Source organism: Cognatiyoonia sp. IB215446, from assembly GCF_033963825.1.
Taxonomy (GTDB): domain Bacteria; phylum Pseudomonadota; class Alphaproteobacteria; order Rhodobacterales; family Rhodobacteraceae; genus Yoonia.
In genome coordinates this window covers 764,157-788,370 of the sequence record NZ_JAXBMD010000001.1, presented here as the reverse complement: position 1 = coordinate 788,370, position 24,214 = coordinate 764,157, and the positions used below count along the sequence as shown (strand labels likewise).

36 protein-coding genes are annotated in these 24,214 nt (G+C 59.0%); 24 read left to right on the top strand and 12 right to left on the bottom strand.

What is annotated here, in order from left to right; all coding sequences use genetic code 11:
- Nucleotides 1–43 precede the first annotated feature (43 nt).
- From SLH49_RS04005 to SLH49_RS03995, 3 genes are all read left to right on the top strand, one after another.
- Nucleotides 44–892 carry a bifunctional helix-turn-helix domain-containing protein/methylated-DNA--[protein]-cysteine S-methyltransferase gene (locus SLH49_RS04005; protein WP_320267866.1) on the top strand — a complete coding sequence of 283 codons (849 nt, stop codon included), beginning with the start codon at nucleotides 44–46 and terminating at the stop codon, nucleotides 890–892.
- A gap of 117 nt (nucleotides 893–1,009) precedes the next feature.
- The gene (locus tag SLH49_RS04000) at nucleotides 1,010–1,666 is read left to right on the top strand and encodes an OmpA family protein (RefSeq protein ID WP_320267865.1); all 657 of its coding nucleotides are present in this window, start codon (nucleotides 1,010–1,012) and stop codon (nucleotides 1,664–1,666) included.
- Nucleotides 1,667–1,769: 103 nt separating this feature from the next.
- On the top strand, nucleotides 1,770–2,540 hold the full coding sequence (locus SLH49_RS03995; RefSeq protein WP_320267864.1) for a FadR/GntR family transcriptional regulator: 771 nt from the start codon (nucleotides 1,770–1,772) through the stop codon (nucleotides 2,538–2,540).
- A 65-nt stretch (nucleotides 2,541–2,605) separates the two neighbouring features.
- Here the strand turns inward: SLH49_RS03995 and SLH49_RS03990 are convergent, their stop codons facing one another.
- The 6 genes from SLH49_RS03990 to SLH49_RS03965 all read right to left on the bottom strand — a co-directional run bounded on the left by SLH49_RS03990 (nucleotide 2,606) and on the right by SLH49_RS03965 (nucleotide 6,215).
- The gene (locus tag SLH49_RS03990) at nucleotides 2,606–3,163 is read right to left on the bottom strand and encodes a F0F1 ATP synthase subunit B (protein WP_320267863.1); all 558 of its coding nucleotides are present in this window, start codon (nucleotides 3,161–3,163) and stop codon (nucleotides 2,606–2,608) included.
- Nucleotides 3,164–3,168: 5 nt separating this feature from the next.
- Complete coding sequence (locus SLH49_RS03985; RefSeq protein ID WP_320238196.1) at nucleotides 3,169–3,714, bottom strand: F0F1 ATP synthase subunit B'; 546 nt, start codon at nucleotides 3,712–3,714, stop codon at nucleotides 3,169–3,171.
- Between the two features lie 78 nt (nucleotides 3,715–3,792).
- Nucleotides 3,793–4,017: a F0F1 ATP synthase subunit C gene (locus SLH49_RS03980; protein ID WP_008233394.1), complete on the bottom strand. Its 225-nt coding sequence runs from the start codon at nucleotides 4,015–4,017 to the stop codon at nucleotides 3,793–3,795.
- Between the two features lie 55 nt (nucleotides 4,018–4,072).
- A complete protein-coding gene (locus tag SLH49_RS03975) occupies nucleotides 4,073–4,825 on the bottom strand; it encodes a F0F1 ATP synthase subunit A (RefSeq protein WP_320238197.1) in 753 nt (250 codons plus the stop codon).
- Complete coding sequence (locus SLH49_RS03970) at nucleotides 4,815–5,150, bottom strand: AtpZ/AtpI family protein (RefSeq protein WP_320267862.1); 336 nt, start codon at nucleotides 5,148–5,150, stop codon at nucleotides 4,815–4,817. The genes SLH49_RS03975 and SLH49_RS03970 overlap by 11 nt, the downstream gene beginning before the upstream one ends.
- A gap of 177 nt (nucleotides 5,151–5,327) precedes the next feature.
- Nucleotides 5,328–6,215 carry a LysR substrate-binding domain-containing protein gene (locus SLH49_RS03965; RefSeq protein WP_320267861.1) on the bottom strand — a complete coding sequence of 296 codons (888 nt, stop codon included), beginning with the start codon at nucleotides 6,213–6,215 and terminating at the stop codon, nucleotides 5,328–5,330.
- A gap of 104 nt (nucleotides 6,216–6,319) precedes the next feature.
- Here SLH49_RS03965 and SLH49_RS03960 point away from each other — a divergent pair, with 104 nt between their 5' ends.
- The gene (locus SLH49_RS03960; RefSeq protein WP_320267860.1) at nucleotides 6,320–6,511 is read left to right on the top strand and encodes a hypothetical protein; all 192 of its coding nucleotides are present in this window, start codon (nucleotides 6,320–6,322) and stop codon (nucleotides 6,509–6,511) included.
- Between the two features lie 42 nt (nucleotides 6,512–6,553).
- Nucleotides 6,554–6,874 carry a metalloregulator ArsR/SmtB family transcription factor gene (locus SLH49_RS03955; protein ID WP_320267859.1) on the top strand — a complete coding sequence of 107 codons (321 nt, stop codon included), beginning with the start codon at nucleotides 6,554–6,556 and terminating at the stop codon, nucleotides 6,872–6,874.
- Here the strand turns inward: SLH49_RS03955 and SLH49_RS03950 are convergent.
- Nucleotides 6,871–7,755 (bottom strand): DMT family transporter, encoded by an 885-nt coding sequence (locus SLH49_RS03950; RefSeq protein WP_320267858.1) that lies wholly within the window; start codon nucleotides 7,753–7,755, stop codon nucleotides 6,871–6,873. The two genes, SLH49_RS03955 and SLH49_RS03950, sit on opposite strands and share 4 nt — an antisense overlap.
- Complete coding sequence (locus SLH49_RS03945) at nucleotides 7,752–8,633, bottom strand: LysR family transcriptional regulator (protein ID WP_320267857.1); 882 nt, start codon at nucleotides 8,631–8,633, stop codon at nucleotides 7,752–7,754. The genes SLH49_RS03950 and SLH49_RS03945 overlap by 4 nt, the downstream gene beginning before the upstream one ends.
- 107 nt (nucleotides 8,634–8,740) lie before the next feature.
- Here SLH49_RS03945 and SLH49_RS03940 point away from each other — a divergent pair, with 107 nt between their 5' ends.
- Both SLH49_RS03940 and gltS read left to right on the top strand, forming a co-directional pair.
- Nucleotides 8,741–9,280 (top strand): FMN-dependent NADH-azoreductase, encoded by a 540-nt coding sequence (locus SLH49_RS03940; RefSeq protein WP_320267856.1) that lies wholly within the window; start codon nucleotides 8,741–8,743, stop codon nucleotides 9,278–9,280.
- A 130-nt stretch (nucleotides 9,281–9,410) separates the two neighbouring features.
- A complete protein-coding gene (gene gltS, locus SLH49_RS03935) occupies nucleotides 9,411–10,616 on the top strand; it encodes a sodium/glutamate symporter (RefSeq protein WP_320267855.1) in 1,206 nt (401 codons plus the stop codon).
- Here gltS and SLH49_RS03930 read toward each other — a convergent pair.
- Nucleotides 10,591–11,337, bottom strand: a complete 747-nt coding sequence (locus tag SLH49_RS03930) for a class I SAM-dependent methyltransferase (protein WP_320267854.1) — start codon at nucleotides 11,335–11,337, stop codon at nucleotides 10,591–10,593. The two genes, gltS and SLH49_RS03930, sit on opposite strands and share 26 nt — an antisense overlap.
- 31 nt (nucleotides 11,338–11,368) lie before the next feature.
- On the opposite strand from SLH49_RS03930, the gene SLH49_RS03925 reads away from it, so the two are divergent.
- The 13 genes from SLH49_RS03925 to rimM all read left to right on the top strand — a co-directional run bounded on the left by SLH49_RS03925 (nucleotide 11,369) and on the right by rimM (nucleotide 18,748).
- Nucleotides 11,369–11,785, top strand: a complete 417-nt coding sequence (locus tag SLH49_RS03925) for a hypothetical protein (RefSeq protein WP_320267853.1) — start codon at nucleotides 11,369–11,371, stop codon at nucleotides 11,783–11,785.
- A gap of 23 nt (nucleotides 11,786–11,808) precedes the next feature.
- On the top strand, nucleotides 11,809–12,279 hold the full coding sequence (locus tag SLH49_RS03920) for a hypothetical protein (RefSeq protein ID WP_320267852.1): 471 nt from the start codon (nucleotides 11,809–11,811) through the stop codon (nucleotides 12,277–12,279).
- Between the two features lie 35 nt (nucleotides 12,280–12,314).
- Nucleotides 12,315–12,653: a hypothetical protein gene (locus SLH49_RS03915; protein WP_320267851.1), complete on the top strand. Its 339-nt coding sequence runs from the start codon at nucleotides 12,315–12,317 to the stop codon at nucleotides 12,651–12,653.
- Nucleotides 12,654–13,055: 402 nt separating this feature from the next.
- On the top strand, nucleotides 13,056–14,552 hold the full coding sequence (gene ffh, locus SLH49_RS03910; RefSeq protein WP_320267850.1) for a signal recognition particle protein: 1,497 nt from the start codon (nucleotides 13,056–13,058) through the stop codon (nucleotides 14,550–14,552).
- 129 nt (nucleotides 14,553–14,681) lie between these two features.
- On the top strand, nucleotides 14,682–15,230 hold the full coding sequence (locus SLH49_RS03905) for a GNAT family N-acetyltransferase (protein ID WP_320267849.1): 549 nt from the start codon (nucleotides 14,682–14,684) through the stop codon (nucleotides 15,228–15,230).
- Nucleotides 15,227–15,733 carry a GNAT family N-acetyltransferase gene (locus tag SLH49_RS03900; RefSeq protein ID WP_320267848.1) on the top strand — a complete coding sequence of 169 codons (507 nt, stop codon included), beginning with the start codon at nucleotides 15,227–15,229 and terminating at the stop codon, nucleotides 15,731–15,733. Before SLH49_RS03905 ends, SLH49_RS03900 begins: the two co-directional genes overlap by 4 nt.
- Nucleotides 15,730–16,242 carry a GNAT family N-acetyltransferase gene (locus SLH49_RS03895; RefSeq protein WP_320267847.1) on the top strand — a complete coding sequence of 171 codons (513 nt, stop codon included), beginning with the start codon at nucleotides 15,730–15,732 and terminating at the stop codon, nucleotides 16,240–16,242. The genes SLH49_RS03900 and SLH49_RS03895 overlap by 4 nt, the downstream gene beginning before the upstream one ends.
- Nucleotides 16,239–16,745, top strand: a complete 507-nt coding sequence (locus SLH49_RS03890) for a GNAT family N-acetyltransferase (protein ID WP_320267846.1) — start codon at nucleotides 16,239–16,241, stop codon at nucleotides 16,743–16,745. Before SLH49_RS03895 ends, SLH49_RS03890 begins: the two co-directional genes overlap by 4 nt.
- Entirely contained in the window at nucleotides 16,742–17,308 is a 567-nt protein-coding gene (locus SLH49_RS03885; RefSeq protein ID WP_320267845.1) for a GNAT family N-acetyltransferase, read from the top strand. The genes SLH49_RS03890 and SLH49_RS03885 overlap by 4 nt, the downstream gene beginning before the upstream one ends.
- A complete protein-coding gene (locus SLH49_RS03880; RefSeq protein ID WP_320267844.1) occupies nucleotides 17,305–17,601 on the top strand; it encodes a chorismate mutase in 297 nt (98 codons plus the stop codon). Before SLH49_RS03885 ends, SLH49_RS03880 begins: the two co-directional genes overlap by 4 nt.
- Nucleotides 17,602–17,640: 39 nt before the next feature.
- Nucleotides 17,641–18,045 (top strand): 30S ribosomal protein S16, encoded by a 405-nt coding sequence (gene rpsP / locus SLH49_RS03875; RefSeq protein ID WP_320267843.1) that lies wholly within the window; start codon nucleotides 17,641–17,643, stop codon nucleotides 18,043–18,045.
- 56 nt (nucleotides 18,046–18,101) lie between these two features.
- On the top strand, nucleotides 18,102–18,248 hold the full coding sequence (locus SLH49_RS03870) for a hypothetical protein (RefSeq protein WP_320238219.1): 147 nt from the start codon (nucleotides 18,102–18,104) through the stop codon (nucleotides 18,246–18,248).
- Nucleotides 18,245–18,748 (top strand): ribosome maturation factor RimM, encoded by a 504-nt coding sequence (gene rimM / locus SLH49_RS03865; protein WP_320267842.1) that lies wholly within the window; start codon nucleotides 18,245–18,247, stop codon nucleotides 18,746–18,748. The genes SLH49_RS03870 and rimM overlap by 4 nt, the downstream gene beginning before the upstream one ends.
- A 63-nt stretch (nucleotides 18,749–18,811) precedes the next feature.
- Here rimM and SLH49_RS03860 read toward each other — a convergent pair whose 3' ends face one another.
- Entirely contained in the window at nucleotides 18,812–19,999 is a 1,188-nt protein-coding gene (locus tag SLH49_RS03860; protein WP_320267841.1) for an elongation factor Tu, read from the bottom strand.
- 389 nt (nucleotides 20,000–20,388) lie between these two features.
- Between SLH49_RS03860 and trmD the strand changes: the two genes are divergently transcribed.
- On the top strand, nucleotides 20,389–21,183 hold the full coding sequence (gene trmD, locus SLH49_RS03855; RefSeq protein WP_320268512.1) for a tRNA (guanosine(37)-N1)-methyltransferase TrmD: 795 nt from the start codon (nucleotides 20,389–20,391) through the stop codon (nucleotides 21,181–21,183).
- Here the strand turns inward: trmD and SLH49_RS03850 are convergent.
- On the bottom strand, nucleotides 21,180–21,908 hold the full coding sequence (locus SLH49_RS03850) for a hypothetical protein (protein WP_320267840.1): 729 nt from the start codon (nucleotides 21,906–21,908) through the stop codon (nucleotides 21,180–21,182). The genes trmD and SLH49_RS03850 overlap by 4 nt on opposite strands.
- The gene (locus SLH49_RS03845) at nucleotides 21,901–22,419 is read right to left on the bottom strand and encodes an RNA polymerase sigma factor (RefSeq protein ID WP_320238223.1); all 519 of its coding nucleotides are present in this window, start codon (nucleotides 22,417–22,419) and stop codon (nucleotides 21,901–21,903) included. The genes SLH49_RS03850 and SLH49_RS03845 overlap by 8 nt, the downstream gene beginning before the upstream one ends.
- An 87-nt stretch (nucleotides 22,420–22,506) precedes the next feature.
- Between SLH49_RS03845 and SLH49_RS03840 the strand changes: the two genes are divergently transcribed.
- The 3 genes from SLH49_RS03840 (at nucleotide 22,507) to rpmE (ending at nucleotide 24,038) form a co-directional block, all read left to right on the top strand.
- On the top strand, nucleotides 22,507–23,109 hold the full coding sequence (locus SLH49_RS03840; protein WP_320267839.1) for a YceI family protein: 603 nt from the start codon (nucleotides 22,507–22,509) through the stop codon (nucleotides 23,107–23,109).
- 306 nt (nucleotides 23,110–23,415) lie between these two features.
- Nucleotides 23,416–23,805 (top strand): 50S ribosomal protein L19, encoded by a 390-nt coding sequence (gene rplS, locus SLH49_RS03835; protein WP_320238225.1) that lies wholly within the window; start codon nucleotides 23,416–23,418, stop codon nucleotides 23,803–23,805.
- 11 nt (nucleotides 23,806–23,816) lie between these two features.
- Nucleotides 23,817–24,038, top strand: a complete 222-nt coding sequence (gene rpmE / locus SLH49_RS03830) for a 50S ribosomal protein L31 (RefSeq protein WP_320238226.1) — start codon at nucleotides 23,817–23,819, stop codon at nucleotides 24,036–24,038.
- Nucleotides 24,039–24,214 lie beyond the last annotated feature (176 nt).

The window sequence follows — 24,214 nt, the reverse complement described above, 5'->3', positions numbered from 1 at the left end:
TTTCCGGGTCGCAACAGTGCACCGTTATTCCTAATTTAACGGTATGGAACAGACTGACACATATCACTATCAGGTCATGCGCCGCGCCATCGAAGCGATTGATGCGGCGGGCGAAACACAAATCACGCTTGCCGATCTGGCGGCGGACATGAACATGAGCCCGGCGCATTTTCAGCGGCTCTTTTCATCGTGGGTGGGTGTCTCACCCAAAAGGTATCAACAATACCTGACGCTGGCCCATGCCAAGACGCTGCTGAAAGAGCGATTCACGACGCTGGAAACCGCCCATGCGGTCGGCCTGTCTGGGTCAGGCCGGTTGCACGACCTTTTCGTCAGGTGGGAGGCGATGAGCCCCGGCGACTATGCTCGCGACGGCGCGGATCTGACCATCTATTGGGGCTGGTTTGAGAGCCATTTTGGCCCCGCTTTGGTCATGGGAACGGATCGCGGTATTTGCGGCATCGCCTTCGCCGCCGAGGCTGGACCTGAGCCCGCCATGGCCGACCTGAAATCGCGCTGGCCCAAGGCCACCTTCGTCGAAGACCAGACCTTTCTGCAGCCTTGGGCCACAGCCGCACTTGGCATGAGCGGTGAGACGAAGCTGCATATGATCGGAGCACCCTTTCAATTAAAGGTGTGGGAGGCGCTTTTGGCCATCCCGTCGGGTCATGTCACGACCTATTCCGAGATTGCTCAGGCCATTGGACGCCCCAAAGCCGTCCGAGCGGTGGGCACCGCCGTCGGGCGCAATCCGGTCAGTTGGCTGATCCCCTGCCACCGGGCTTTACGCAAATCGGGGGGTTTAGGCGGCTATCATTGGGGGCTGCCGGTCAAGCGCGCGATGCTCGCATGGGAAGGCGCGCGCGCGGATGTGTCGGCGGGTGTGAGCTAAAACTGGCTAAAGCTCGCCAATCACCGCGCCGTTATTGGATATCACTGCCAAATTGCGCATAAGCTGTGCTATCCAAATCGCGCATTTTGCGCACCCATATCGACTGGAACCATAACCATGACCTTTACGAAATTCCCACTCATGCTGGCGGCTGCGTCGCTGACCTTTGTTGCCGCATGTGACCCGACGGGACCAAACGCCAACCAGAATACCCAGCAGGGCGCCTTGATCGGCGCAGCGGGCGGTGCGCTGGTCGGCGCCTTGGCCAATAACGACGGATCGATCCGTGAACGCAATCAGGCCGCACTTATCGGCGCGGCCCTTGGTGCCGGTGTCGGCGCTGGTGTTGGCAACAGCCTCGACCGTCAGGCCGAGGATCTGCGTCGCGCCCTGCGTCAGGATGTGGGCGTTTCCAACAACGGTCGCGATCTGCGCGTTGTGCTGTCGCAAGATCTGTTGTTTGCAGTCAACAGCACGGCAATCTCTGACGTATCTCGGCGTGAGCTTCTTATCGTAGCAAATTCGCTGAACGATTACCCCGACACGACAGTAAATGTCATCGGCCATACCGACAGCGACGGCCCTGCAGCGTTCAACCAGAATCTGTCGCAGGAACGAGCGCAGGCCGTGGCCTCTGTCCTGCTCAGTGGTGGTGTATCGCCCAGCCGCGTCCGCTCGCTGGGTGCGGGTGAAAACCAGCCCGTCGCCTCGAACCAGACTGCCGCCGGCAAGCAAGCCAACCGTCGCGTTGAGATTGTGATCACACCGAACTAAGCGACACAAAACCTCCAAAGGGGTCGCAGTTTTGCGGCCCCTTTTTTGTTGTCGGCCTGCCAAATTGGTCATATCCTTTGACCAATAAAGCAAGGTAGAGCAAATGCCCTTTGAGCCAGTCCAACAGGAAAAACTATCACACGGGGTCATCCGGCAGATTGAGGGGCTGATCCTGCGGGGCATCCTGCGCCCCGGCGAAAGGTTGCCCTCTGAACGGGAACTGGCCGAGCGCATGCATGTCTCGCGCCCCTCCCTGCGTGAAGCTTTGGGCGACCTGCAAGAACGGGGGCTTCTGACCACCAAGGCGGGTGCGGGCGTCTATGTGGCCGATGTTCTGGGCTCTGCCTTTGCGCCGGCGCTCGTTAAGCTGTTCTCAACACATGAGCAGGCCGTCTCTGACTACATCAGCTTTCGCCGTGATATGGAGGGGCTGGCGGCAGAGCGTGCAGCTAAGCTTGCAAGCGATACCGACCTGAAGGTAATCGACACGATCTTCCAAAAGATGGAGTCGGCCCACCAAAAGCGCAATCCGGCGGATGAGGCGCATCTGGATGCCGATTTTCACCTGTCGATTATCGAAGCCAGCCACAACATCATCATGCTGCACATGATGCGCTCGATGTACGAATTGCTGCGTGAAGGCGTGTTTTACAACCGTTCGATCATGTTCAAACAGCGCACGACCCGCGACATGCTGCTCGACCAGCACCGGCAGATCAACATCGCGCTGCAGGCACGCGATCCGGCGGCAGCGCGACGTGCGGTCGAAAAGCACCTCGATTTCGTTGACGAGGCGCTGAACCAGCAAAGAAAAGCAGACCAAAACGAGGTCTATTCGCAAAAGCGGTTTGAGCACGAACTCGGAAGACCATAAGGCACCCAACAAAATGCCCGCAAGCCGGATGGCATGCGGGCATTCTGGTTGTCACTCAAATCAGTTTAATGCAGGCGTTCCGCGACAACGGCGATGGAATCGTCGATCAATGCACCAGCTGATTTCGCATCCATCTGCTTGGCCATCACGTCCTTGGCAGCGCCAACGGCAACAGCAATGGCCTGATCACGCACTTCCTTCACGGCAGACGATTGCGCGCTTGTGATCTGTTCTTCGGCAGCGGCGAGACGGCGGGTGATCGACGCAGCGATCTCATCCTTGGCGGCGGCGGCGGCGTTTGTCGCCTCTTCCTTGGCCGATGCCACGATGCGCTCTGCCTGTTCCTGAACTTCTTTCTGCTTGCGCTCGTAAGAGGCCAGCAATGATTGCGCCTCTTCACGCAAGGCCTTGGCTTCATCGAGCTCTGCCTTGATGCTTTCAGCCCGCTTGTCCAGCAAGCCCCCCACCAAACCCGGCACCTTGAAATAAAGCAGGATGCCGATGAAGACGAGAAAGCCGATCGTTACGACAAAGTCGGTATTCGCCAGCGAGAAGAACGGTTTGTCAGCTGCTAGCGCGGGCGATGCAGCCAGGACGAGCAGGGTTGAGAGTGTCAATCGCATGGCGCTTACCCCTTCATCCGTGCCGTGACGGCATCTGAAATGGACTTGGCATCAGCTGATCCGCCCATAGCCGCGACCAATTCCTTTGCGGTATCCATCGCAACTTCCGTCACGCTTTTCACAGCACCGTCGCGGATTTCTGCAATCGCGGCTTCGCTCTCGGCGGTTTTTGCGGCGATTTCTGCGTCGGCCTTTTGCATTTCCACATCAAGCTCTGCCTGAATCTCGGCCTTGGCTTCTGCGACGATCTTGGCCGCCTCGGTGCGGGCGTCGACCAGCGCTTTTTCGTACGCAGCTTCCGCCTCTTGCGCCTTCAGCTTCAGTTCTTCCGCCGCGGCGATGTCATTGGTGATCGTGCCTGAGCGTTCCGCCAGAACCGCGCCAATGCGTGGCAATGCAATGCGCGACATCACGAAATAGATGGCTGCGAGCGTGACAAGCAGCCAGAAAATCTGGTTGGGCATCCAGTCCGCGCAAAGTTGCGGCATGCCAAGGGCGGATCCCCCTGCATCAACGCAAACTCCTGCGGCGTCTGTTGTTTCTGTTGCCATGATGGCCCCCGAATACCTTGGGAATTTACCGGCTGATATTTAACACATCAGCCGGTCGTAAGGATATGGGTCGCTGTCTTAGACGGCGAACATCAAAAGAAGCGAGACGAGGAACGCGAAGATCCCCAGCGCTTCGGCAAAGGCTAGACCGATGAAAAGTGTTGCTGTCTGACCGGCAGCAGCGGATGGGTTGCGCAAAGCACCCGCGAGGTAGTTACCAGCCACGGTGCCCACACCGATAGCAGCGGCACCAGAACCGATTGCAGCCAGACCAGCGCCGATATGTGCGAGTTCGCCTTCCATTGTGAATTCTCCTTACGATTGGAAGTTGAGTGTCGTGTGGGCGTCGCCCACGTTGTTAGTGATGCGGGTGAAGTGCGTCCTTGAGATAGACACATGTCAGAATGGTGAAAACGTAGGCTTGGATGCCGCAGACCAGCATCTCAAGCCCGTAAATGGCCACGATCCCAAAGATCGCGAGGGGGCTGACCAGTGTCAGCGCGGCAAAGCCCGCAAACACTTTCAGCACTGCGTGACCGGCCATGATGTTGCCTGCCAGACGAATGGAATGGCTGACGGGGCGCACGAAGTAGGAAATAACCTCAATCACCGCGATGATCGGGCGCAGGATCGCTGGCGCGTCCGACATCCAGAAGAGCCCCAGAAAGGATGCGCCGTTCTTCACAAAACCCAGTATCGTCACTGCGATGAATACCCCGAAACCCAGAACGGCCGTGACCGCAATCATTGAGGTCGGGCTGTAGGAGGTCGGGATCAGCGCCAGATAATTGGCAAACAGGATGAAGAGGAACAGCGTGATGATGTACGGGAAGTATTTGACGCCATCCTTGCCCGCGACATCCTCAACCATCTTGTAGATGAAGCCGTAAATCAGCTCACCAATCGATTGCAAGCGCGTCGGTACGATGGCCCGCCCTCGGCTGCCCAGCACAAAGACGCCGATGATGGCAAGCAGCGAGATCGCCATCCACAGCGTCACATTTGTTGGCGTGTACCAGGCGACAGGGCCGTCACTGAAAAGCGGTTTGACGATAAACTGATCCAGCGGATGAAAGACCAGACCACCAGCTTCACTATCTTCAGTCGCCACGCGCGTCACCCTCTTCTTCAGCAGCGGCTTGCTGCTTCATCTGCACCTCTTTGGCGGACCGCATCATGGTGAGAACACCGGCGGCGAGGCCAAAGAATATGAACAGCACCATCAAAAACGGTTGGGTGCCAAACAGGCTGTCCAACCCATATCCGATGCTAAATCCGATCCCCAGACCGGACACAAGCTCTATCACCATGCGCCAGGCCAATTGCGCCTGGGAATAGTGTTCTTCCGAATGATCCTTGACCGTTTCCGGCTCTTTCAGCGCGGCTATTTTCGCCTCAAGTGCTTTCAGGCGGTCGGCTTCATCGCCATCGACCATGTGTCAGGACCCTTTGAAAGGTTGGGGATGGTCTAGGTGGCAGACAACAGAGAGTCAAGCGCGGCAGATCGACAGCCAAGATACTGATTTTTATATAAATTTATGGCCACCTGAGATACTATTGACCGTGCAAACAAGGCATCTTCGGCGCTGACCGATATTCAACTGATCAGTTGACTATTGCTTGCCTGAGCGCAGCGCCGCACTCTGATCAAGCAGCCAATCACGGAACAACCGCACGGCACTGCGCCGCAATACGCCCTCGGCCAGCACGAGATGATAACTGCCCATGCGAAAGCCGATGTCAGAGCATTGCACAAGACGCCCCTCGGCCAGATCGGTCTGCGCCAACTCGCTGGAGGCGAGAATGACGCCATGGCCTGCAAGCGCAGATTCGTAAGCCAACCGCGCGCGCATGCGCCAATCTGACGCCGCCGCCGCTGGCGGAGGACACCCGGCAAGTCTCGCCCAATGGCGCCAAGTATCTTCGCGCCGGTCACGCAACAGCGGCAATTTCAGCAATTCCTCAGGCGACAGAGGTGTGGGCACGAGTTTGGGCGCGGCAAAGGGATAAAGCGGCGCATCGCTTAAAAGCGGTGCTGCCTGGTTTGCTGGCCCAGCATGGAAAAAGCGCAGGGCCACATCCGCCTCATAGCGGCTCAGATCCGCAAGCTCGCTGTTGGCTTGCAGCCGCAATTCAACATCCGGGAAACGGGCATAGAAATCGCCAAGCCGCGGGACGAGCCATTTCATCGTGAAAAGCGGCTCAGCGTCAACGGTCACCTGCCCGGCCGGGCGTTGATGGAACACCTCGGTCGCCTCGGCGATGCGGTCCAGCGCGGGCGTGATCGCCGCCAGATAACGTGCACCGGCCTGCGTGAGCGCCACACCGCGCGGCAGATCGCGGAACAACTGCGCGCCCAGACGATCCTCAAGCCCACGCACATGGCGGCTAATGGCAGAGTGATTGACGTTCAGTTCTTCGGCAGCACCGCTAAAGCTTTCATGGCGCCCCGCCGCCTCAAAGGCGCGGAGGGCATTTAGCGGGGGAAGGGAGCGCGGCATAACATTATGTGCCTTTTTGGCACATGTCTTGTCAAGAAACGGCCTTTGATTGGAACAGAGATTCGACCGATATTCTCTGGTGAACCTACTTGAAAGCTGAAGAGATGCTGAGAAAAACAACGGCTGCATTGGCAGCCGCATGGCAACGCTTTGTCATCTGGGTCCGCCCGGATCGGACGGTACTCCCTAAGGCAATAAGTGACAGAACTGCACGCGATATCGGCCTGTCGGGGGCAGAACTGGAACGCCATCGCTTTGTCTGGCCGTCCGAAAGCCGCGACCGTCCGCTGATATGAAATGCTGGTCTGGCCCGGCTTTGGCTGATAGCACATCGGGTCATGGCCGAACCGCTTGACATCATCTTTGCCGCCCTTGCCGACCCGACGCGCCGCGCGATCCTTGCGATGCTGCTTGAGGACGACATGGCCGTTACAGACGTGGCCGAACCGTTTGAGATGTCTTTGGCGGCAATATCAAAGCATTTGGGGGTTTTGACGGCGGCGGGCCTGATCTCTCAGGAAAAGCGGGGCCGCGTGAAGTGGTGCAAACTGGAACCGGACGCGCTGCGCGAGGCATCCGTCTGGATGCAGGCCTTCGGCCAAATGGATGCGATCGACCTTGACGCGTTCGAGGCGTTTCTGGCCAAGGAAATCGGCTAGTCCTCCTCGTTTTTCAGCAGCAGGATCAACGCGATCACCGTCAAACCAACGCCAGCGAGCACAAGCGCGGGCGGCGCGGTGCTGCCTAGCAAAAGCGTCCAGACAATGACCCAGCTTGGCGTCAGATAGGTGTAGGCCATCACCTTGGCACTTGGTAGGCGTAGCGTCGCGAATTGCAGCAAGACAAAAGTTGCCGCACTGGCAAAGATCGCGGTGTAAAGGATCGTGATCCAGACCAGCGCGGGAAGATTGCCCCAATCAGTGCTCTGCAGATCACGCCACCCGATGATTGTCAGCATCACCGCCCCGGCAAGCAGCACGCCAAAGGTAAAGACAATCGCAGGCTCGCCCCGGTTCAACTTGCGGACAAGCGGCGTGTAGATCGCATGCGCCACGCAGCCCCAGAAATAGATGACCTCCCCCTGCCCGACCCGAAACTGCAGGATTGCCTGTAAGTCAGCGCGAAAGATCACCCAGACGGCACCTGCTGCACCGATAGCCAGTGCGAGGCCCATGCGCGGGGTCAAAACCTGACGCAGGATCAACCAGCCAAAGCCTGCCGACAGGATCGGGGTCAGGGTAAAGACCGCGGCCGCACTCACCGGAGGGGCAGTCTTCAACCCTTCGAACATCAGGACAAAATAGGTCGTAAAAAACCCAGCCAGCGCGATGTAGCGCCAAGGCGCCTTTGTGGCCCCAGCAGGCAAACCCGTCGTCATAAACACCGCCAAACCAATGACCGCCGCCGCAATCCAGAAGCGCACCGCGTTCAGTGCCAGCGGCGCAATCTCATTTGCCACCAGTGCCCCCAAAGCAAAGGATCCCGCGACCAGAAGCGAGAACAGAAGCATCGCCAGATGCCCCAATTGTGCAGGTGTCATGCGGCCGCGTTCTGTTTGAAATGCGCTTTGAGGAACTTCAGAAACGCTTGAACCTTGGTTGTGCGATGCAGATCCACATGGGTGACAAGCCAGAGTGGCGCTGACCAGCCATCATCGCTGGGGACCACTTCGACCAGTTCGGGATGATGATCCAACTCTTGTGAGATCACAAAGCCCAGACCGGCACCGGCAAGGATCGCATCAAGCATGTTGCGGTTGTCGGTGGCGCGGTAGGTGAACTTTTCCTCCGGGACGCGTTCGCGCAGCCATATCCCGAACGGTGCACGCGACTTTTCGTTGTCGAACACCACGAATTTGTGGTTGGGCAGGTCCTCAATACCCCCGGGGCGGCCATGGCGCGCGATATAGGCTTCAGACGCGACCAAAGACATGCGTTGCGACATGAAGGGTTGGACCACATTATCAGGCTCTTCCGGCATGGAGCCTGCGCGGATCGCCACATGCGCCTCGCCATATTCCAGCCGGAACACGCGATCTCCGGTGCGATAACGGATATTCACCTCCGGGTTTTCATTCTGAAACGCGACCATGATGGGCGTTAGCATGCCAGAGAAAAGGTCAAGCGATGTGATGACAAGGTCACCCGACACGCCTTCGCCCTGCCCACGGATCCGGCCGGCAAGCTGGGTGAACTGATCATCAGTGGCTTGCGCGACCTGCAAGAGATCTTGGCCCGCTTCGGTTGCGGTGTAGCCACGTGCATGCCGCTGAAACAGTTTGACGCCGAGGCGTTGTTCCAACGCGTCAATATGGCGAATAACGGTCGCATGGTGCACGCCCAGCATCTCTGCAGCACCACTGACGGTTCCCTTGCGTGCGACCTGATACGCGGTGCGGATTTCGTCCCAGTTTTCCATGGATTCTCTGTGCGCCTGCAAACATCTGGTGTTGAAATTCGGCTATTTTGTTCGCGAATGCAACAGCTACCTTTCCGGTCATGTTCACATCCTCAGGAGCAACCGCAATGACTGGAACTATCCTTCACATCGATGCGTCAGGCACAACCGATGCATCCGTCAGCCGGGCCGCAACTGCGCAGCTCTTGGCTGATCTTGCACCCGCCCGCGTCATCCGCCGCGATCTGGCCGCAACGCCCCTGCCCCAGGTTGACGACACCTGGATCAAGGCCCGCCTGGTGCCGGAAGCTGATCGCACCGATGTCGAAGCCGCTTCCTTGACGCTGTCCGACGAACTGATCGCCGAATTGCAAGAGGCCGATACGATCGTCATCGGCATGCCCATGTACAATTTCGGCATGCCCGCATCGCTAAAGGCGTGGATCGATCTGGTCGCACGCCCCGGCGTGACCTTCCGCTATACGGAGAACGGCCCCATCGGTCTGCTGGACGGCAAACGTGCGGTTGTCGCTGTCGCCTCTGGCGGCGTTCCGGTTGATAGCGGCCTGGACTTTGCGACACCGCATTTGCGACAAGTGCTGCGCTTTATCGGCATCGACGATATCACCGTACACGTGGCCAAGGAATTGGTGGCAGAGGCGGCCTAGAAATCTGTTCCCACCACCTTATCGCTCGGGCCCCATACGGGGCCCTTGGGGTCATATCCTGCATCCCCCTTGTCTTGCGCGGACCGCTACGTCATGAGCCGGTCAAACAGGACTGACAGGATAGCGAGATATGGATATCGTTGTTCCGGCCTTTATCGCCGTCACCTTGGGCATGATCGTGTTCTTCCTTGGCGCGTTTCTGACCCGCGCCGTTGGATTTCTGAAGAATTACAACATCCCCGAGCCCGTCTCTGGCGGGATTACTGTTGCCCTAATCACCTGGGGCTTTTTCGCGCTGACAGGGCGGCAGATCATTTTTGACCTCGCCGTCCGCGACTATCTTTTGGTGCTGTTTTTCTCGACCATCGGGCTGAATGCCCGCATTGCGGATTTGTTCAAGGGCGGCAAGCTGCTGGTCATCCTCTTGTGTCTGACGCTGGGCTTTATGGTGCTGCAGAATCTTGTGGGACTGGCCGGAGTGTTGCTGTTCGATCTGCCGACACCGCTGGCCGTTCTTCTGGGATCGGCATCACTTATTGGCGGGCATGGCACTGCGATTGCCTGGGGGCCGCAGATCGAGGCGGCGACCGGATTTGCCGCCGCCGATGAGGTCGGGATCGCCGTTGCAACATTAGGTCTGGTTATCGCGGCCCTGATTGGCGGTCCGATTGCCAAGCAGTTGATCGACAAGAACGGGCTGGAAGGGCCGCATGACGTCGACCCTGTTGTCGGGCTGGAATTCGAAGAAGAAGGCGAGCCTGCGGACGTCGTCAACCATATCAGCCTCATGCGCGCCACACTGGCCGCGCATATCGCGATCTTTCTAGGGTTCATCGCGCATCAGATCATTCTCGAAATGGGGCTGCAATTGCCCCTTTTCGTGCCGTGCCTGTTGGTGGGCATCATTATGTCGAACACTGTGCCCTACGTCGTACCGTGGATCACCTGGCCAACGGGCAGCCGGGCACTGGCGGTCCTGTCCGATTACAGCCTGTCGATCTTTCTGGCCATGTCGCTGATGAGCATGCAGCTTTGGTCGCTGGCCGACCTGGGAGGCACCTTGCTGGTTGTATTGGGGCTTCAGGTGATCATGACGGTCACGTTTATCCTGTTGATTGTTTTCCGAGCAATTGGCCGAACTTACACGGCCGCCGTGCTGAGTTCAGGCTTTGCGGGGTTTGCGCTTGGGGCCACGCCTACGGCGATTGCAAACATGTCCGCAGTGACAAAACGCTACGGCGCGGCACCGCTTGCCTTTATTGTGTTGCCGCTGGTCTCGGCTTTCTTTGTCGACCTCGCAAACGCGTTCATCATTCGATATTTTGTGGGGCTTTAGGCGGCTTCTGCCACTCCATCATCATCAGGTACGGCATTTCTTGATAGGATGCGATGCGCTCCGCCGGGCCAGTGGTCGGTTGCGGCTCATCGAAATGGGTCAGCGCTAGACCCTGCGCGACGAACCATTGCATGTAATGCGAAAGCGGTCGGTGCCAGTTCTGGACGCGCAGCCCATCCCATGCGAACCACATCTTCTCGGTGCGTAAGTAATGTCCAAGCGGGCGCAATTGCTCACCTGTGTCCGCACAACGGCGTTTTCCGAATATGTAACTGGACGTAGCAAAGCTCGCTAAGTTGGCGATGAGGACTCGCCCGCCTGGGCGTAGCACGCGGGCCATTTCAGCAATCGCGGTTTCAGCGTCGTCAATATCGATCAGCGACAGGTAACTCACGACCAGATCAAAGCTGGCGTCGACAAAAGGCAAAGCTTCGGCAAACCCCTGCACATAGGTGCCGTCCGCGTCCTGTTGTTGCGCGGCACTCACCATCGCGGGAACAGGATCAAGCCCGATCGTCCGAAAGCCCAAAGGCTGCAGCATCCGGCAAAACCGCCCCTCACCACAACCAACATCAAGCGCATCACCGCCGCCCAAGACCTCGGCCCGCTCCATCATCGGCGCGTCCAGCACATGCCGGCGCGAGAAATCTCCGCCATCCGCGCTGCGGGTGATCCAGGCCTCCGCCGAACTGACCCAACCATTTTCATCTGCATCGCGCATAGTCGCCCCCTTCCGGCAGGGTATAGGTGCCATGCCCGAAGATGCGCAACGCATCGGCTGGACATTTATGATGTCACGCTACTTCTGCGCCATGACACGAATTTCACCGCTCACCGCCTTGCGCGCCGCCCTGACTGTCGCTTTCCTTTATTTCGGCCTGCGCAAGCTCTTCGGCTACCATGTGGATGTGGGCATTTACGAGGCCATCGGCTTTGGCCAGTTCCCCCGCTACATCACGGGCTCCGTCGAGGTCGCGGGCGCTGGCCTCCTGTGGGTGCGTGGCGCGGAAGGATATGCGGGACTGCTATTGCTGGCGACGATGCTGATAGGGCTGAGCGCACTACTGATCTGGGTCGGGCCGCCCTATTGGCACATGTTTGTGTTGATTGTCGCTACAGCGACGGTGGCATGGGCCTATCGCGCGCAGCCTTTGCAGCTGATCCGGTAAGTAGCTACCCACACGTCAGCAAGTTGAAGGTTATCAAAAATACGCCGCAACGGCTGGTCCTCAGATCGCTTCCGCATATCGGGATCATCTTTTTGGGTATCTTGTTTCTGACGATCTTCGGTGCGGCATCGCTTGGCGTTTATGACGGCAATTTCGTCGGTGCCGTTTTCGGCTACCTCATTGCGGCTTGGCTCGGGTACAAATTGAACCGCGAAGCGCAGATTGACGAGGTGGCGCTGGACCGCGACGCCGGATTGCTTGAGATCAAGCGCTATTCCCTGAAAGGCCGCGAACGCGTGCGGCATCCCCTGAGCGATCTGAGCTACGCAGATCTCGACATGCGTCCACACAAGATCAACCTGACCGAGCGCCGGGTCGCACTTGTGCTGGATCGCGGGATGGATGCGGGGCGGCACCCGCTGACGACGAATTTCTACACCAGCAACACGACAATCCATGCCGCTGATGCTATCAACAGTTGGTTGAATCAATAAGTCGGAATCACTACTTCCGGTGAGATGGATCGAACTTGGCGCATAGCGCAACGTCCGATGCGGAGCGTGATGGTGCTTATGAGCAACGATTGATGAAAGTCGTAAGGAACACCACAGAACAACTGCACCTGCGCTTCTTTCCATGGACTTTGTGCGTGGGGTTTTTGATTTTAATTGCAACTTTGCTTGGAAGTTGGTGGGTCGCCCTTGTCAATGGCGATGCTGTCCAGCTAGCCGTGATGTTTTTCCTTTCCATTGGTTTTTGGATGGTGAAACCCGAGGAATTGGTTGACCTTGTTGATCTAAGTTTTGACCGAGGAACTTCACAGATCGTCCTGAAACGCCGCACCTTGACCAAGAGCCACAAAACATAATTCGAGTTGCGCCACCTTGTTGAGGCGAATGTTTGGGAAGAACTGACTGAGCAGGATCAGCTTCTACATGCCGTAGGACCCGGAAAACCTCTGCCTAAGCTGGTGCTTATATTCGCGACCGAGAACACGCCCAAAATCCAAAAAATTCCCGGATGGCGCTCAAGCGAACGCACAACCTACAATCTTGCGAATACAATCAATGAGTGGATGTCGTCGGATGTTGACTCACCCACCGCGCAAGCGTAAACGCCCCACAACACCCGGATAGCGTCAGCTTTCCGGTCCCCGAAATCAAGGGGATCGCCCTCCGTCAGCGCGTCGCGCCCACGGGGGCGCTACTGCTTTTTGCTTTGCCATCTTATATTGGCAGGGCAACCGAAACGACGATGAGGGCTTTGGCCGATGTTTGAAAATCTCTCTGAACGCCTGTCCGGTGTTTTTGACCGGCTCACCAAGCAGGGTGCGCTGTCCGAGGATGACGTCAAGACCGCCCTGCGCGAGGTACGGGTGGCGCTCTTGGAGGCCGACGTCTCCCTGCCCGTCGCCCGCGATTTCGTCAAAGCCGTGCAGGAAAAGGCGACCGGTCAGGCGGTGACGAAGTCGATCACGCCGGGTCAGCAGGTCGTCAAGATCGTGCATGATGAGTTGAAACATGTGCTGACGGGTGATGACGATCCGGGCGCGTTGAAGATTGATAACCCGCCGGCCCCGATCCTGATGGTCGGCTTGCAGGGCTCGGGTAAGACGACGACAACCGCCAAGCTGGCCAAACGGCTGAAGGATCGTGAGGGCAAGCGGGTGCTGATGGCTTCGCTCGATACCAACCGCCCTGCAGCGATGGAGCAATTGGCGATCCTCGGCGGTCAGATCGGGGTGGATACGCTGCCGATTGTGCCAGGTGAGACGCCAGTACAGATCGCGAAGCGAGCGAAGACGCAGGCCTCTTTGGGTGGCTACGATGTCTATATGCTCGACACGGCCGGGCGCCTGCATATCGATCAGGAGCTGATCGCGCAGGCGGCTGAAGTGCGTGATGTGGCGAACCCACGCGAGACGCTTTTGGTCGTTGATGGCCTGACCGGTCAGGACGCGGTGAATGTCGCGCAGGAATTTGACGACAAGATCGGCGTCTCTGGCGTTGTCCTGACGCGGATGGATGGCGATGGGCGCGGTGGTGCGGCGCTGTCGATGCGGGCGATTACGGGCAAGCCCATTCGCTTTGTCGGTCTTGGCGAAAAGATGGACGCGATTGAGACGTTCGAGCCGGAACGGATCGCGGGCCGTATCCTCGGAATGGGCGATATCGTGGCCCTTGTTGAGAAGGCCCAAGAGACGATTGAGGCCGAGCAAGCCGAAAAGATGATGCGCCGGTTCCAGAAGGGCCGGTTCAACATGAACGACCTGAAAATGCAGCTGGAACAGATGATGAAGATGGGCGGCATGGAAGGGATGATGGGCATGATGCCGGGCATGGGCAAAATGGCCAAGCAGATGGATCAGGCAGGGTTCGATGACGGGATCCTGAAACGCCAGATCGCGCTGATCAATTCGATGACAAAGGCCGAGCGGGCGAACCCTGATCTGCTCGCCGCAAGCCGCAAGAAGCGGATCGCGAAGGGCGCCGGTCTGGAAGTGTCGGAACTCAACCGCCTTGTGAAACAGCACAAGCAGATGGCGGGCATGATGAAAAAGATGGGCAAGGGCGGCATGCTGAAACAGGCCATGAAAGGCATGTTCGGCAAAGGCGGCGGCATGCCTGATATGAATGACCCAGAGGCGATGGCGAAAGCCGCCAAGGAATTGCAAGGCAAGATGCCCGCCGGTGGCCTGCCCGGTCTAGGCGGCGGCGGAGCCATGCAACTGCCCCCCGGCTTGTCGGGCTTTGACAAGAAGAAGTAACGCCATGCTATCATCTCGCCCCAAATACTCTCGCCGAAGGTATCCTAAACGCGCCGCTTTCCCTGCGGTCCCGCAGGGGCACCCGTCCAAAAATGATGTCGCGCGTCAGCGCGTCCTTTGGATCAGACGATGACCCCCGCACCCACCCTCACCACAGCGCGCCTTGAACTGCGCGGCCCGCAGAAACGGGACCTTGCGGCCTTTACCGCGTGGGTCACCCGGTCTGAGCGTATGGCTACTGTCGGCGGCAAAGGCACTGAACGCGATGCCTGGCGCGGCTTTATCGCAGGCATCGGCCATTGGCAGTGGCACGGCTACGGGTTTTTCACGGTCGCCGAACGCAGAACCGGCATGGCCGCAGGCCGTGTGGGCGTCATCAACCACATCGAATGGCCGCAGCCAGAGTTGGCCTGGCACATGTTTGACGGTTTTGAGGGTAAATCCTATGCGTTTGAAGCGGCCTGTGCCGTGCGTGAATGGGCGGGGCGTTCACTTGGTCTACAACCGCTCATTTCCCTGATTGCACCCGACAATCTCCGTTCGCTCCGACTGGCCTCCCGTCTGGGCGCGATGGAGGAGCGGCGTGACGTGGTGGATGGCGAAAAGGTCATCATCTTCCGCCATCTGTCGCATGACGATCCACGGGCCGTGAAACAGGCGGCGGAGGCGATTGCATGACCGCCCCCTTGACAACCGAACGCCTGATCCTGCGCCGCCCAATCCCCGCTGATTGGCCCGTCTATCGCGATTTCATGATGTCGGAGCGCGCAAGCTATTTCAGCAGCAGCGGCGATCTGGGCGCGACTTGGAAAGCCTTCGCAGCCGAACTTGGCCATTGGCAGATGTATGACGCGGGTCTTTGGGCTGTGACATTCCGCGACAGCGACACCATCATCGGCCTTATCGGGCCGTGGCATCCGCCGCATTGGCCGGAGAAAGAGATCGGCTGGATGATGCTTTCGGTGGATGTCGAAGGCAAAGGCTTTGCCACAGAAGCCGCCCGCGCGAGCCTGACCCACGCCTTTGATGTTTTGGGCTGGACAACCGCCGTCAGCTACATTGACCCGGCCAATGCCCGTTCGATCCGCTTGGCCGAAAAGCTGGGGGCGGTTTTGGACAAGGCGGCGACGTCACCCATGCCGGGCACGCTCGTTTATCGCCATGAAAGGGCCGCCGCATGATCCCTGTTCTGCATACCGAACGGCTGACGCTGCGCGCGCCCACCTGGGACGACTTTGACGCTTATGCGGCCTTCCGCGGCTCGGACCGTGCGAAGTTCCTCGGCGGGCCATTTACGCGCGCGCAGGCTTTCGAGCAGTTATGCGCAATCATCGGGCATTGGCGTTTGCGCGGCTATGGCCGCTGGATCGTCGCCGACCGCGAGACAGATGAGCCGCTTGGCATTGTTGGCCTGCTTTATCCCGAAGACTGGCCAGAGCCAGAGATTGCCTGGTCGGTGTTTGAGGCTGGTGAAGGGCGCGGTATCGCCCATGAAGCGGCGCTTGCGGCGCGTGATTACGCCTATAACACGCTCGGCTGGACGACTGCGATCAGTCTGATTGATCCCGCCAACACACGCTCGGTCGCGCTGGGTGAACGGATGGGTTGTAAGTTTGAGAAGACCTTCCAGCATGAGACGCTGGGCACCATGCATATCTGGCGGCATCCGGCGCCGGAGGATCTGCGATGATCCCGACCCTGCACACAGAGCGGCTGACATTACGCCCCCATGCGCGCGGCGACTTTGACGCCTATGCGGCCTTCATGGCCTCGGAGCGGAGCGTTTATATGGGAGGTCCCTTTGACCGCGACAAAGCCTGGGCCTGGTTCACGACTGAAATCGCCAGCTGGGCGCTTTACGGGTTTGGGACTCTGGCGATGGTCTATGACGGCAGGCTCGCCGGGGGGGTCGGGCTGATACATCCACCCCACTTCCCCGAACCCGAATGCGGCTGGCAGGTCTTTGACGGGTTCGAAGGATTGGGTCTGGCCACTGAAGGCGCACGGGCCATGCTGGATCATACCTTTGCGACGACCGATCTGCCCTCCATCGTCAGTTACATCGATGTGGACAATGCCCCATCAATCCGCGTGGCCGAGAAACTGGGCGGTGTGCGGGACCCGCATGCGGCCAAGGCCGACGGGGATGGCGATGATACCTACGTCTTTCGGCATCAGCGGAGAGCGGCATGAGACCTTGGCTCACCCCTCCAACAGGTGAAGCGGCAGCGCTTACGGCACGTTTCGCAGCCATCGTGCCTGTGCTTGAGACCGCACGTTTGCGTCTGCGCGCGCCCACGATCGCAGACTTTGCGGCTTATGAAGAGATTTATCACTCTGATCGCTGGCCGGGCGACGGTGAGGCAGGCTCGGACGAAGATGCCTGGCTCGATTACAACCAGATGCTGGCGAGCTGGATGCTGCGCGGCATTGGGTTGTTTGCGGTCGAGACGAATGACGGCACATTGATCGGCTTTGCCAGCATCGACCATGAATGGGGCGACCCTGAGGTTGAGATCGGCTGGATGCTGACCGCCGCTGCCGAAGGCCAGGGTTTTGCGACGGAAGCCGGGGCCGCGTTAATGCGGTTTGCCACCAGTCAGGGGCGTACATCCGTTGTCAGCTATATGGGCAAGAACCATCCGCGTTCTGCCGCCGTGTCAGAGCGCCTGGGCGGGGTTCGCGACCCCAAGGCAGAGGCCGCATTGAACAATGACACTTACGTTTACCGACATTATCTGGAGGATCGGCCATGACAGACGCCGTCACCCGTGCTGCAGACATCCTCAAAGGTCATCGCGAAAGCATTGACCGGCTTGATGCCATCCTCGTCTATACTCTAGGCGAGCGGTTCAAGCACACGCAGGCTGTGGGTGCCCTGAAGGCCGAACACGACCTGCCCCCCTCCGACCCCGCGCGTGAAGAAACGCAGATCGCGCGGCTCACCGATCTTGCGAAGCGGGCCGATCTTGACCCGGAATTCGCCAAGAAATTCCTGAATTTCATCATTCAGGAAGTCATCCAACACCACAAACAACACCAATCCTGAGGGCAGCCCCCTCACACCCATCTTTAAGGAGAAAATCTGATGGCTATGAAAATCCGTTTGGCCCGTGGCGGCTCAAAAAAGCGTCCCTTCTACGCAATTGTGGCTGCTGACAGCCGCATGCCGCGTGATGGCCGTTTTATTGAGAAGCTCGGCACCTATAACCCGATGCTGCCCAAAGACAGCGAAGAGCGCGTGAAGATGAATATGGAGCGCGTGAAGTACTGGTTGGGTGAAGGCGCGCAGCCGACTGACCGTGTGGCCCGCATGCTGGAAGCGGCAGGCGAGATGCCCAAGAAAGAGCGTAACAACCCCAAGAAAGGGACGCCGGGCAAAGCGGCTCAGGCGCGTGCTGAAGAGAAGGCAGAGAAGGCCAAGGCGGCTGAAGAAGCAACGAACGCCCCTGCCGAGGAAGCACCTGCAGAAGAAGCTGCGGCTGAAGAGTAAGACATGTGGGTCGCCCGTTGTGATCGGGCGGCCCGTTCCCTGTCACAGGCGCCCACATGTTCCGCTTGTTGCGCACGATCATCCTGGTGATGCTGGCCTTCGTGGCGGGCATGCTGTTTGAACGCGGCAATGCGCGGGAGGCCTGCGAGGCCATTGGCAGCCTGTGGATCATGGATGTCTGCGTCGGGATGGAGCCGGAATGAGCGATTATGTTGTCGTGGGGAGCTTGAGTGGCGCGTTTGGCGTCCATGGCGAAGTGCGCCTGAAATCCTTCTGTGCCGATCCTGCCGCGATTGCTGATTACGTACCGCTTTATACCGAGGATGGTCGCAGCTTTGCGCAAATCGTGCTGACCGGGCAGACCAAGAATGGATTTACCGCGCGCGTCGATGGCATCGTTACCAAGGAAGAGGCTGATGCGCTGCGCAATACGTCTCTTTATGCCGATCGGGCGAACATGCCCGCGCTGCCGGATGATGAGTTTTACTATGCCGATCTGATTGGCTTGACCGTGCTGGATACGGGCGGCGCCACACTGGGTGTTGTGCGCAATGTGGTTGATCACGGGGCAGGCCATCTTCTGGAGATCGCAGCACCCGGCGCGTCCGATACGGTGCTATTGCCCTTTACTCAGGCGATTGTGCCGACGGTCGATCTGGGCGCAGGCCGGATCATCGCAGACCCGCCTGACGGGTTGTTCTGACCCCACCGCAGAGACCATGGCCCCAGCCGAAACCGGGGCCATGGCATTGTTTTTAAAACGCTTTCAGGTCGTCACCTCAGTGACGACACCAGCGCCCACGGTGCGCCCGCCTTCGCGCAGGGCGAAGCGGATGCCGGGCTCGATACCCACGGGCTTGTGAAGGACAAACCCGACCTCGGCCCTGTCACCGGGCATGACAGGCAGGTCGTCCATCACGTTCACCACGCCGCTGACATCGGTCACGCCGAAATAGAATTGCGGCGCGTAGCCGGTAGAGAAGGGCGTGTGACGGCCCCCTTCATCGGCGTTCAGCACGAAGATCTCGGCCCGGCCTTGCGTGAACGGTTTGATCACGCCAGGTGCGGACAGGATCTGGCCGCGCTGGACCTCATCCCGCTTGAGACCCCGCAAGAGCAGGCCGACATTCATGCCAGCCCGTGCTTCCGGGATGTCCTTGCGGAAGGCCTGCGTGCCGGTCACGATGACCTCGGCCCCGTCATTGGACAGACCGATGATTTCTACCGGCTCACCCACCTTGACGGACCCACGCTCGACCCGGCCAGAGACGACCGTGCCGCGGCCCGGAATGGTGTGCACGGCCTCAATCGGCATCATGAACGGGCTGTCATAATCCCGAACAGGGATCGGGAAATGAGTGTCCATGGCATCGACCAAGGCTTTCACACACTCCACCTCTGGGGCGTCGATGTTGCCCGCCAAAGCGGCCTCAAGCGCTTGCAAGGCAGAGCCGAAGACGAAAGGCGTGTTCGCGTAGCCCTGCGCTTCGAGCAGTGCGCCGGTTTCCATCTCGATCAGTTCGGCCATGTCCGCACGCTCGGCTTCGCTCAACATGTCCATCTTGTTCACGAAGACCACCATGTGGCCCACGTTCACCTGACGGGCGAGCAGGATATGCTCGATCGTTTGCTTGGCCGCACCTTCCGTGCCGTCCACAAGCAGGATCGCCCCGTCCATCTGTGACGCGCCGGTGATCATGTTTTTCACATAGTCGGCGTGGCCCGGACAATCGATATGGGCGTAGATCCGGCTGTCGGATTCATACTCCACATGGGATGTGTTGATGGTGATGCCGCGCGCCTTTTCCTCGGGCGCTTTGTCGATCTGCTCAAACGACAGCGCCTGTCCGCCAAGGCGGGTGGCCTGCACTTGCGTGAGTGCCGAGGTCAGGGTCGTTTTCCCATGGTCGACGTGACCGATGGTGCCGACATTCATGTTCAGTTTCGTAGCCATTTTACTGTCTCCTTCTTCGCTACGAGCGCCGCCCGCACCCCGCTGGCCAAGCGGGGCACGAGCGGCCATTGGCATCTGGCGCGCCAAATTCTGGGTTCGGGTTTTCAGGCCCGAAATGAAAAACCCCGGCGGGCTTTCGGCCATCCGGGGTTGCATTGCGGAACCGTGTCGGAGGCCGTCAGCCTCCGGGAATGTCACTCACAGAGGCAGGTCAATTTCCCATGCGTCTTCGCTTACAGCAGCCGGGGCTGATGCAGCGCGCAAGGTCAGATTTTCCAAGACCGTTGTCATGACGGTATCCTCTGGTGTGAGATTGCGCAGGTAAGGTGTCGGCTTTCGCATTGCAAGAGAAAGTTTTCATCCGCGCCGCGATCCCCTATCAGGGCCGCATGACAGAGAAGGCCCCAAAATCGGCCGGTCGTATCGCGGTGCGCCCGACCCTGAAACCACGTGAGCTGATGACCGACAAGCCGGATCTGGCAGGGTCATGGACGGCGCAAATCATCACGCTGTTCCCGCAGGCCTTTCCCGGTGTGCTGGGCGAAAGCCTTACCGGCAAGGCTTTGCAGGACGGTTTGTGGCGGCTGGAGACTTATGATCTGCGGGAACATGGGATCGGCAAGCATCGTAATGTGGATGACACACCTGCCGGGGGTGGCGCGGGTATGGTGCTGCGCGCCGATGTGCTGGAAAGCGCGATTGTCGCGGCGCGTGCTGCCGCCAAGGGGGTGATGCCTTTTGTCTATCTCTCGCCGCGCGGGCGCCCGTTTGATCAGGTGATGGCGCGTGACTGGGCGCGGCAGGATGGTGTGACGCTGCTTTGCGGGCGGTTCGAAGGGGTGGATGAGCGGGTTTTGCAGCATTTTGGCATCGCCGAGGTCTCGTTAGGGGATTTTGTCCTGACGGGGGGTGAGATCGCGGCACAGGCGATGATCGACGCGACTGTGCGCCTGCTGCCGGGTGTATTGGGCAATGCGGAAAGTGCTGTCGAGGAAAGCTTTTCCACCGGTCTGCTGGAGCATCCGCAATATACCAGGCCCGCCGAATGGCAGGGGCATGCGATCCCGGATGTCCTGCTCTCAGGCAATCACGCCAAGATCGCGGCTTGGCGGCGCCAGACGGCCGAGAAACTGACCCGCGAACGCAGGCCCGACCTTTGGGCTAAGGTGGAGGAAAAGGATTAGAGCTGGCGCTGCAACACCGCTGATAAATCCGATACCCGCGCGATATCGCCGCCGCCTACCAAGACATAGCCGACACCATCCGTCACCCAGCTATTGGTGGCGACGTCATGCGACATGCGTTGCAGGTCATCGCGGTCCGCGTCACCCGGCAGCGTTACGCAAAAGGCGAAAGGCAGGCCACCCTCATCAAGATAGGCCATCTGCAAAAGCGGCTGACCGTTGATCGACAGGATCTGCGCCCGTTTGAAGGTGAGCCCCGGCAGCGATGTGGCCGGGCGCAGATCGACGCCAAGCATCTCTTGCGCCGATTGCAGCACTGCATCGGATGCCTGCGGCGGTTGGTCGGCACCGCTGAGCGTCTCGGTCACGTAAAGCGCGTGATAGGAGGCGATCGTGTCGACCCATGTGGGTGCCGGGCGCAACAGCGACATTACGACCATGCCGATGGCGAAAGACGCCGCAATTGCCAGTGGTATCAGGGCCGTGCTGAGCCGCCGGGGTTCAGGTTGCAGGCCAGCGGATGGGAAGGAAGGCGGGTCGAGGCCGTCAAGATCAAACGCCGCCTTGATGGCATTGCCTGCCCCGGCCAAGGCCTCAAGACGCTGTGCCAATGCTGTATCCACCGCCAGGCCCGCATCGATGCGGGCAGTCAAGGCAGCATCCGCCTCTCCATCCAGATAGGCGGTCAGTTCGGCATCTGTGATCTGACCCTGATCGTCACTCACCTGTCTTTTCCTGTCCTTCGACCACCTGTGTCACCGCCTTACGGGCGCTTGCCAGACGGCTCATGATCGTTCCAATCGGCACATCCAGTATCTCTGCCGCTTCACGGTATGTATGCCCTTCGACATAAACAAGCAGTGTTGTGAGACGCTGTGCCTCAGGCAGGGCCTGTATAATGTCAAACACTTCACGGGCGAGAATATTCGCTTCGATATCGGGTTTTTCGTCCGTCAGACCGCTTTGCTCAACCGGCACGGTGCCCGTCCCGCGCCTGACATTGGCAGCGCGGATGTCATTCAGCCACAGATTGCGCGCCATGGTGAAAAGCCATGAAGCAAGATCCGAGCCGGGCGTGAACTTGTCGGCGTGGATGAGCGCGCGTTCGCAAGTCATCTGGGCCAGATCCTCGGCCATCGCGCGATCGCGTGTCAGGACCAGACAGAACCGCCAGAGCCGGGGATAGATTGCAGGCAGACCACCGGCCACCGCATCCCGCGCAGATTTTTTGCGCAACCAGCGAATAATCTCCCCTCCCCGCGTGTTCACATACCAACCGCTGATGATGGCGGGGTATTTTGTTTCCTATGGGAGGAGTAAGACATGCGCAATTTCAAACTACCGGCTGCCGCAATCGTGATTGGTCTCGGCACTGCGGCTTTTGCAGACGGACATGCGGGCGGATGGGTTCTGAACGGTGAACAGTCGGTCGTCAGCTTTGGATCAATCAAGAATGATGATACGGGCGAGGCGCATACGTTTTCCGGTCTGACGGGTTCGGTCAGCCCTGACGGGATGGCCAGTGTTGAGATCGACCTCAACAGTCTTGAGACGAATATCGATATTCGCAATGAGCGGATGATCGAGCATGTGTTCAAGAACGCCCCCAGTGCCACGCTGAAAGCGCAGGTCGATATGGCTGATTTCGACGGGCTGGCCGTTGGCGAAAGCACCGTGACCGAGATTGATGGCGATGTGGTCTTTCTGGGGGTCGAAGCGCCGGTCTATATGGACGTCTTCGTGATGCGGCTCGATGCGGAAAATGTGATAGTGACAACGCAAAGTATGATGTTCATCAGCACTGATGAGCTTGAGATCAATGAAGGGATCGACATGCTGCAAGAGCTCGCGAGCCTCGATTCAATTACCCGCACTGCACCGGTGTCGTTTCGCCTGATGTTTAGCGCAGGCGCGACACAGTCCTGAAGATTGTCCCAAGGTGGCCCAGGTGCAAGCCGGGCCATCTTTGGGCTTGATTGACAACGCCCAAGGGCCTATTGAGCGGCATTCCTGGGGCGGGTAACCGATTCCGGGTATTGATCTATGGCAGCACCGGATATCGGGTCACCACTGCGTTGTGGCACATACCCCCGGACGGACCGGACGGTCAGATAACAGAAATGATGACGGCATCTGCGGCGGGCAGTGACACTGGACCCGGAAACGACACGCAGCTCTGACGGCGCAAGACACGTTGCGGGATATACCCGTGCCAGACATAGGAGCGGATCAATGGATTTGATCGCACAACTCGAAGCGGAGCAGATCGCCGCGCTGGGGAAAGACATCCCCGATTTCAAAGCGGGTGACACCATCCGCGTCGGTTACAAAGTGACCGAAGGTACACGGACACGTGTGCAGAACTATGAGGGCGTGTGCATCGCCCGCAAGAACGGATCGGGCATTGCCGGATCGTTCACCGTACGCAAGATTTCCTTTGGTGAGGGTGTGGAGCGTGTGTTCCCGCTGCATTCCACCAATATTGACAGCATCACCGTCGTACGGCGTGGTCGCGTGCGCCGTGCGAAGCTCTACTACCTGCGTTCGCGCCGCGGCAAGTCCGCGCGGATTGCAGAGGTCACCAACTACAAAGCGCCCAAAAGCGCCGAAGCCGAAGCATAAGGACGCCGGATATGAAAAAAGATATTCACCCAGATTATCACATCATCGACGTCAAAATGACCGATGGCACTGTGGTGCAGATGAAATCCACCTGGGGCAAGGAAGGCGATACGATGTCGCTGGATATCGACCCCTCCGTACACCCCGCCTGGACTGGCGGTGGCACCCGTCTGATGGATGCTGGTGGCCGTGTGTCGAAGTTCAAGAACAAATACGCAGGTCTGGGCTTCTAAGACCCGCGCGCGTTTCGACAACGTCACAAAATATAGCGCCGCTCCAACCCGAGCGGCGTTTTTTTGTTGAGGAAGCCCTGACGAAAGGCACAAAGCCGACCATGGGTTTCTAACCTTCGATGAGGTGGCACTCACCCTCTATTGAGGCACTCTCGCCACCGTCCTAGAGCCTTGCT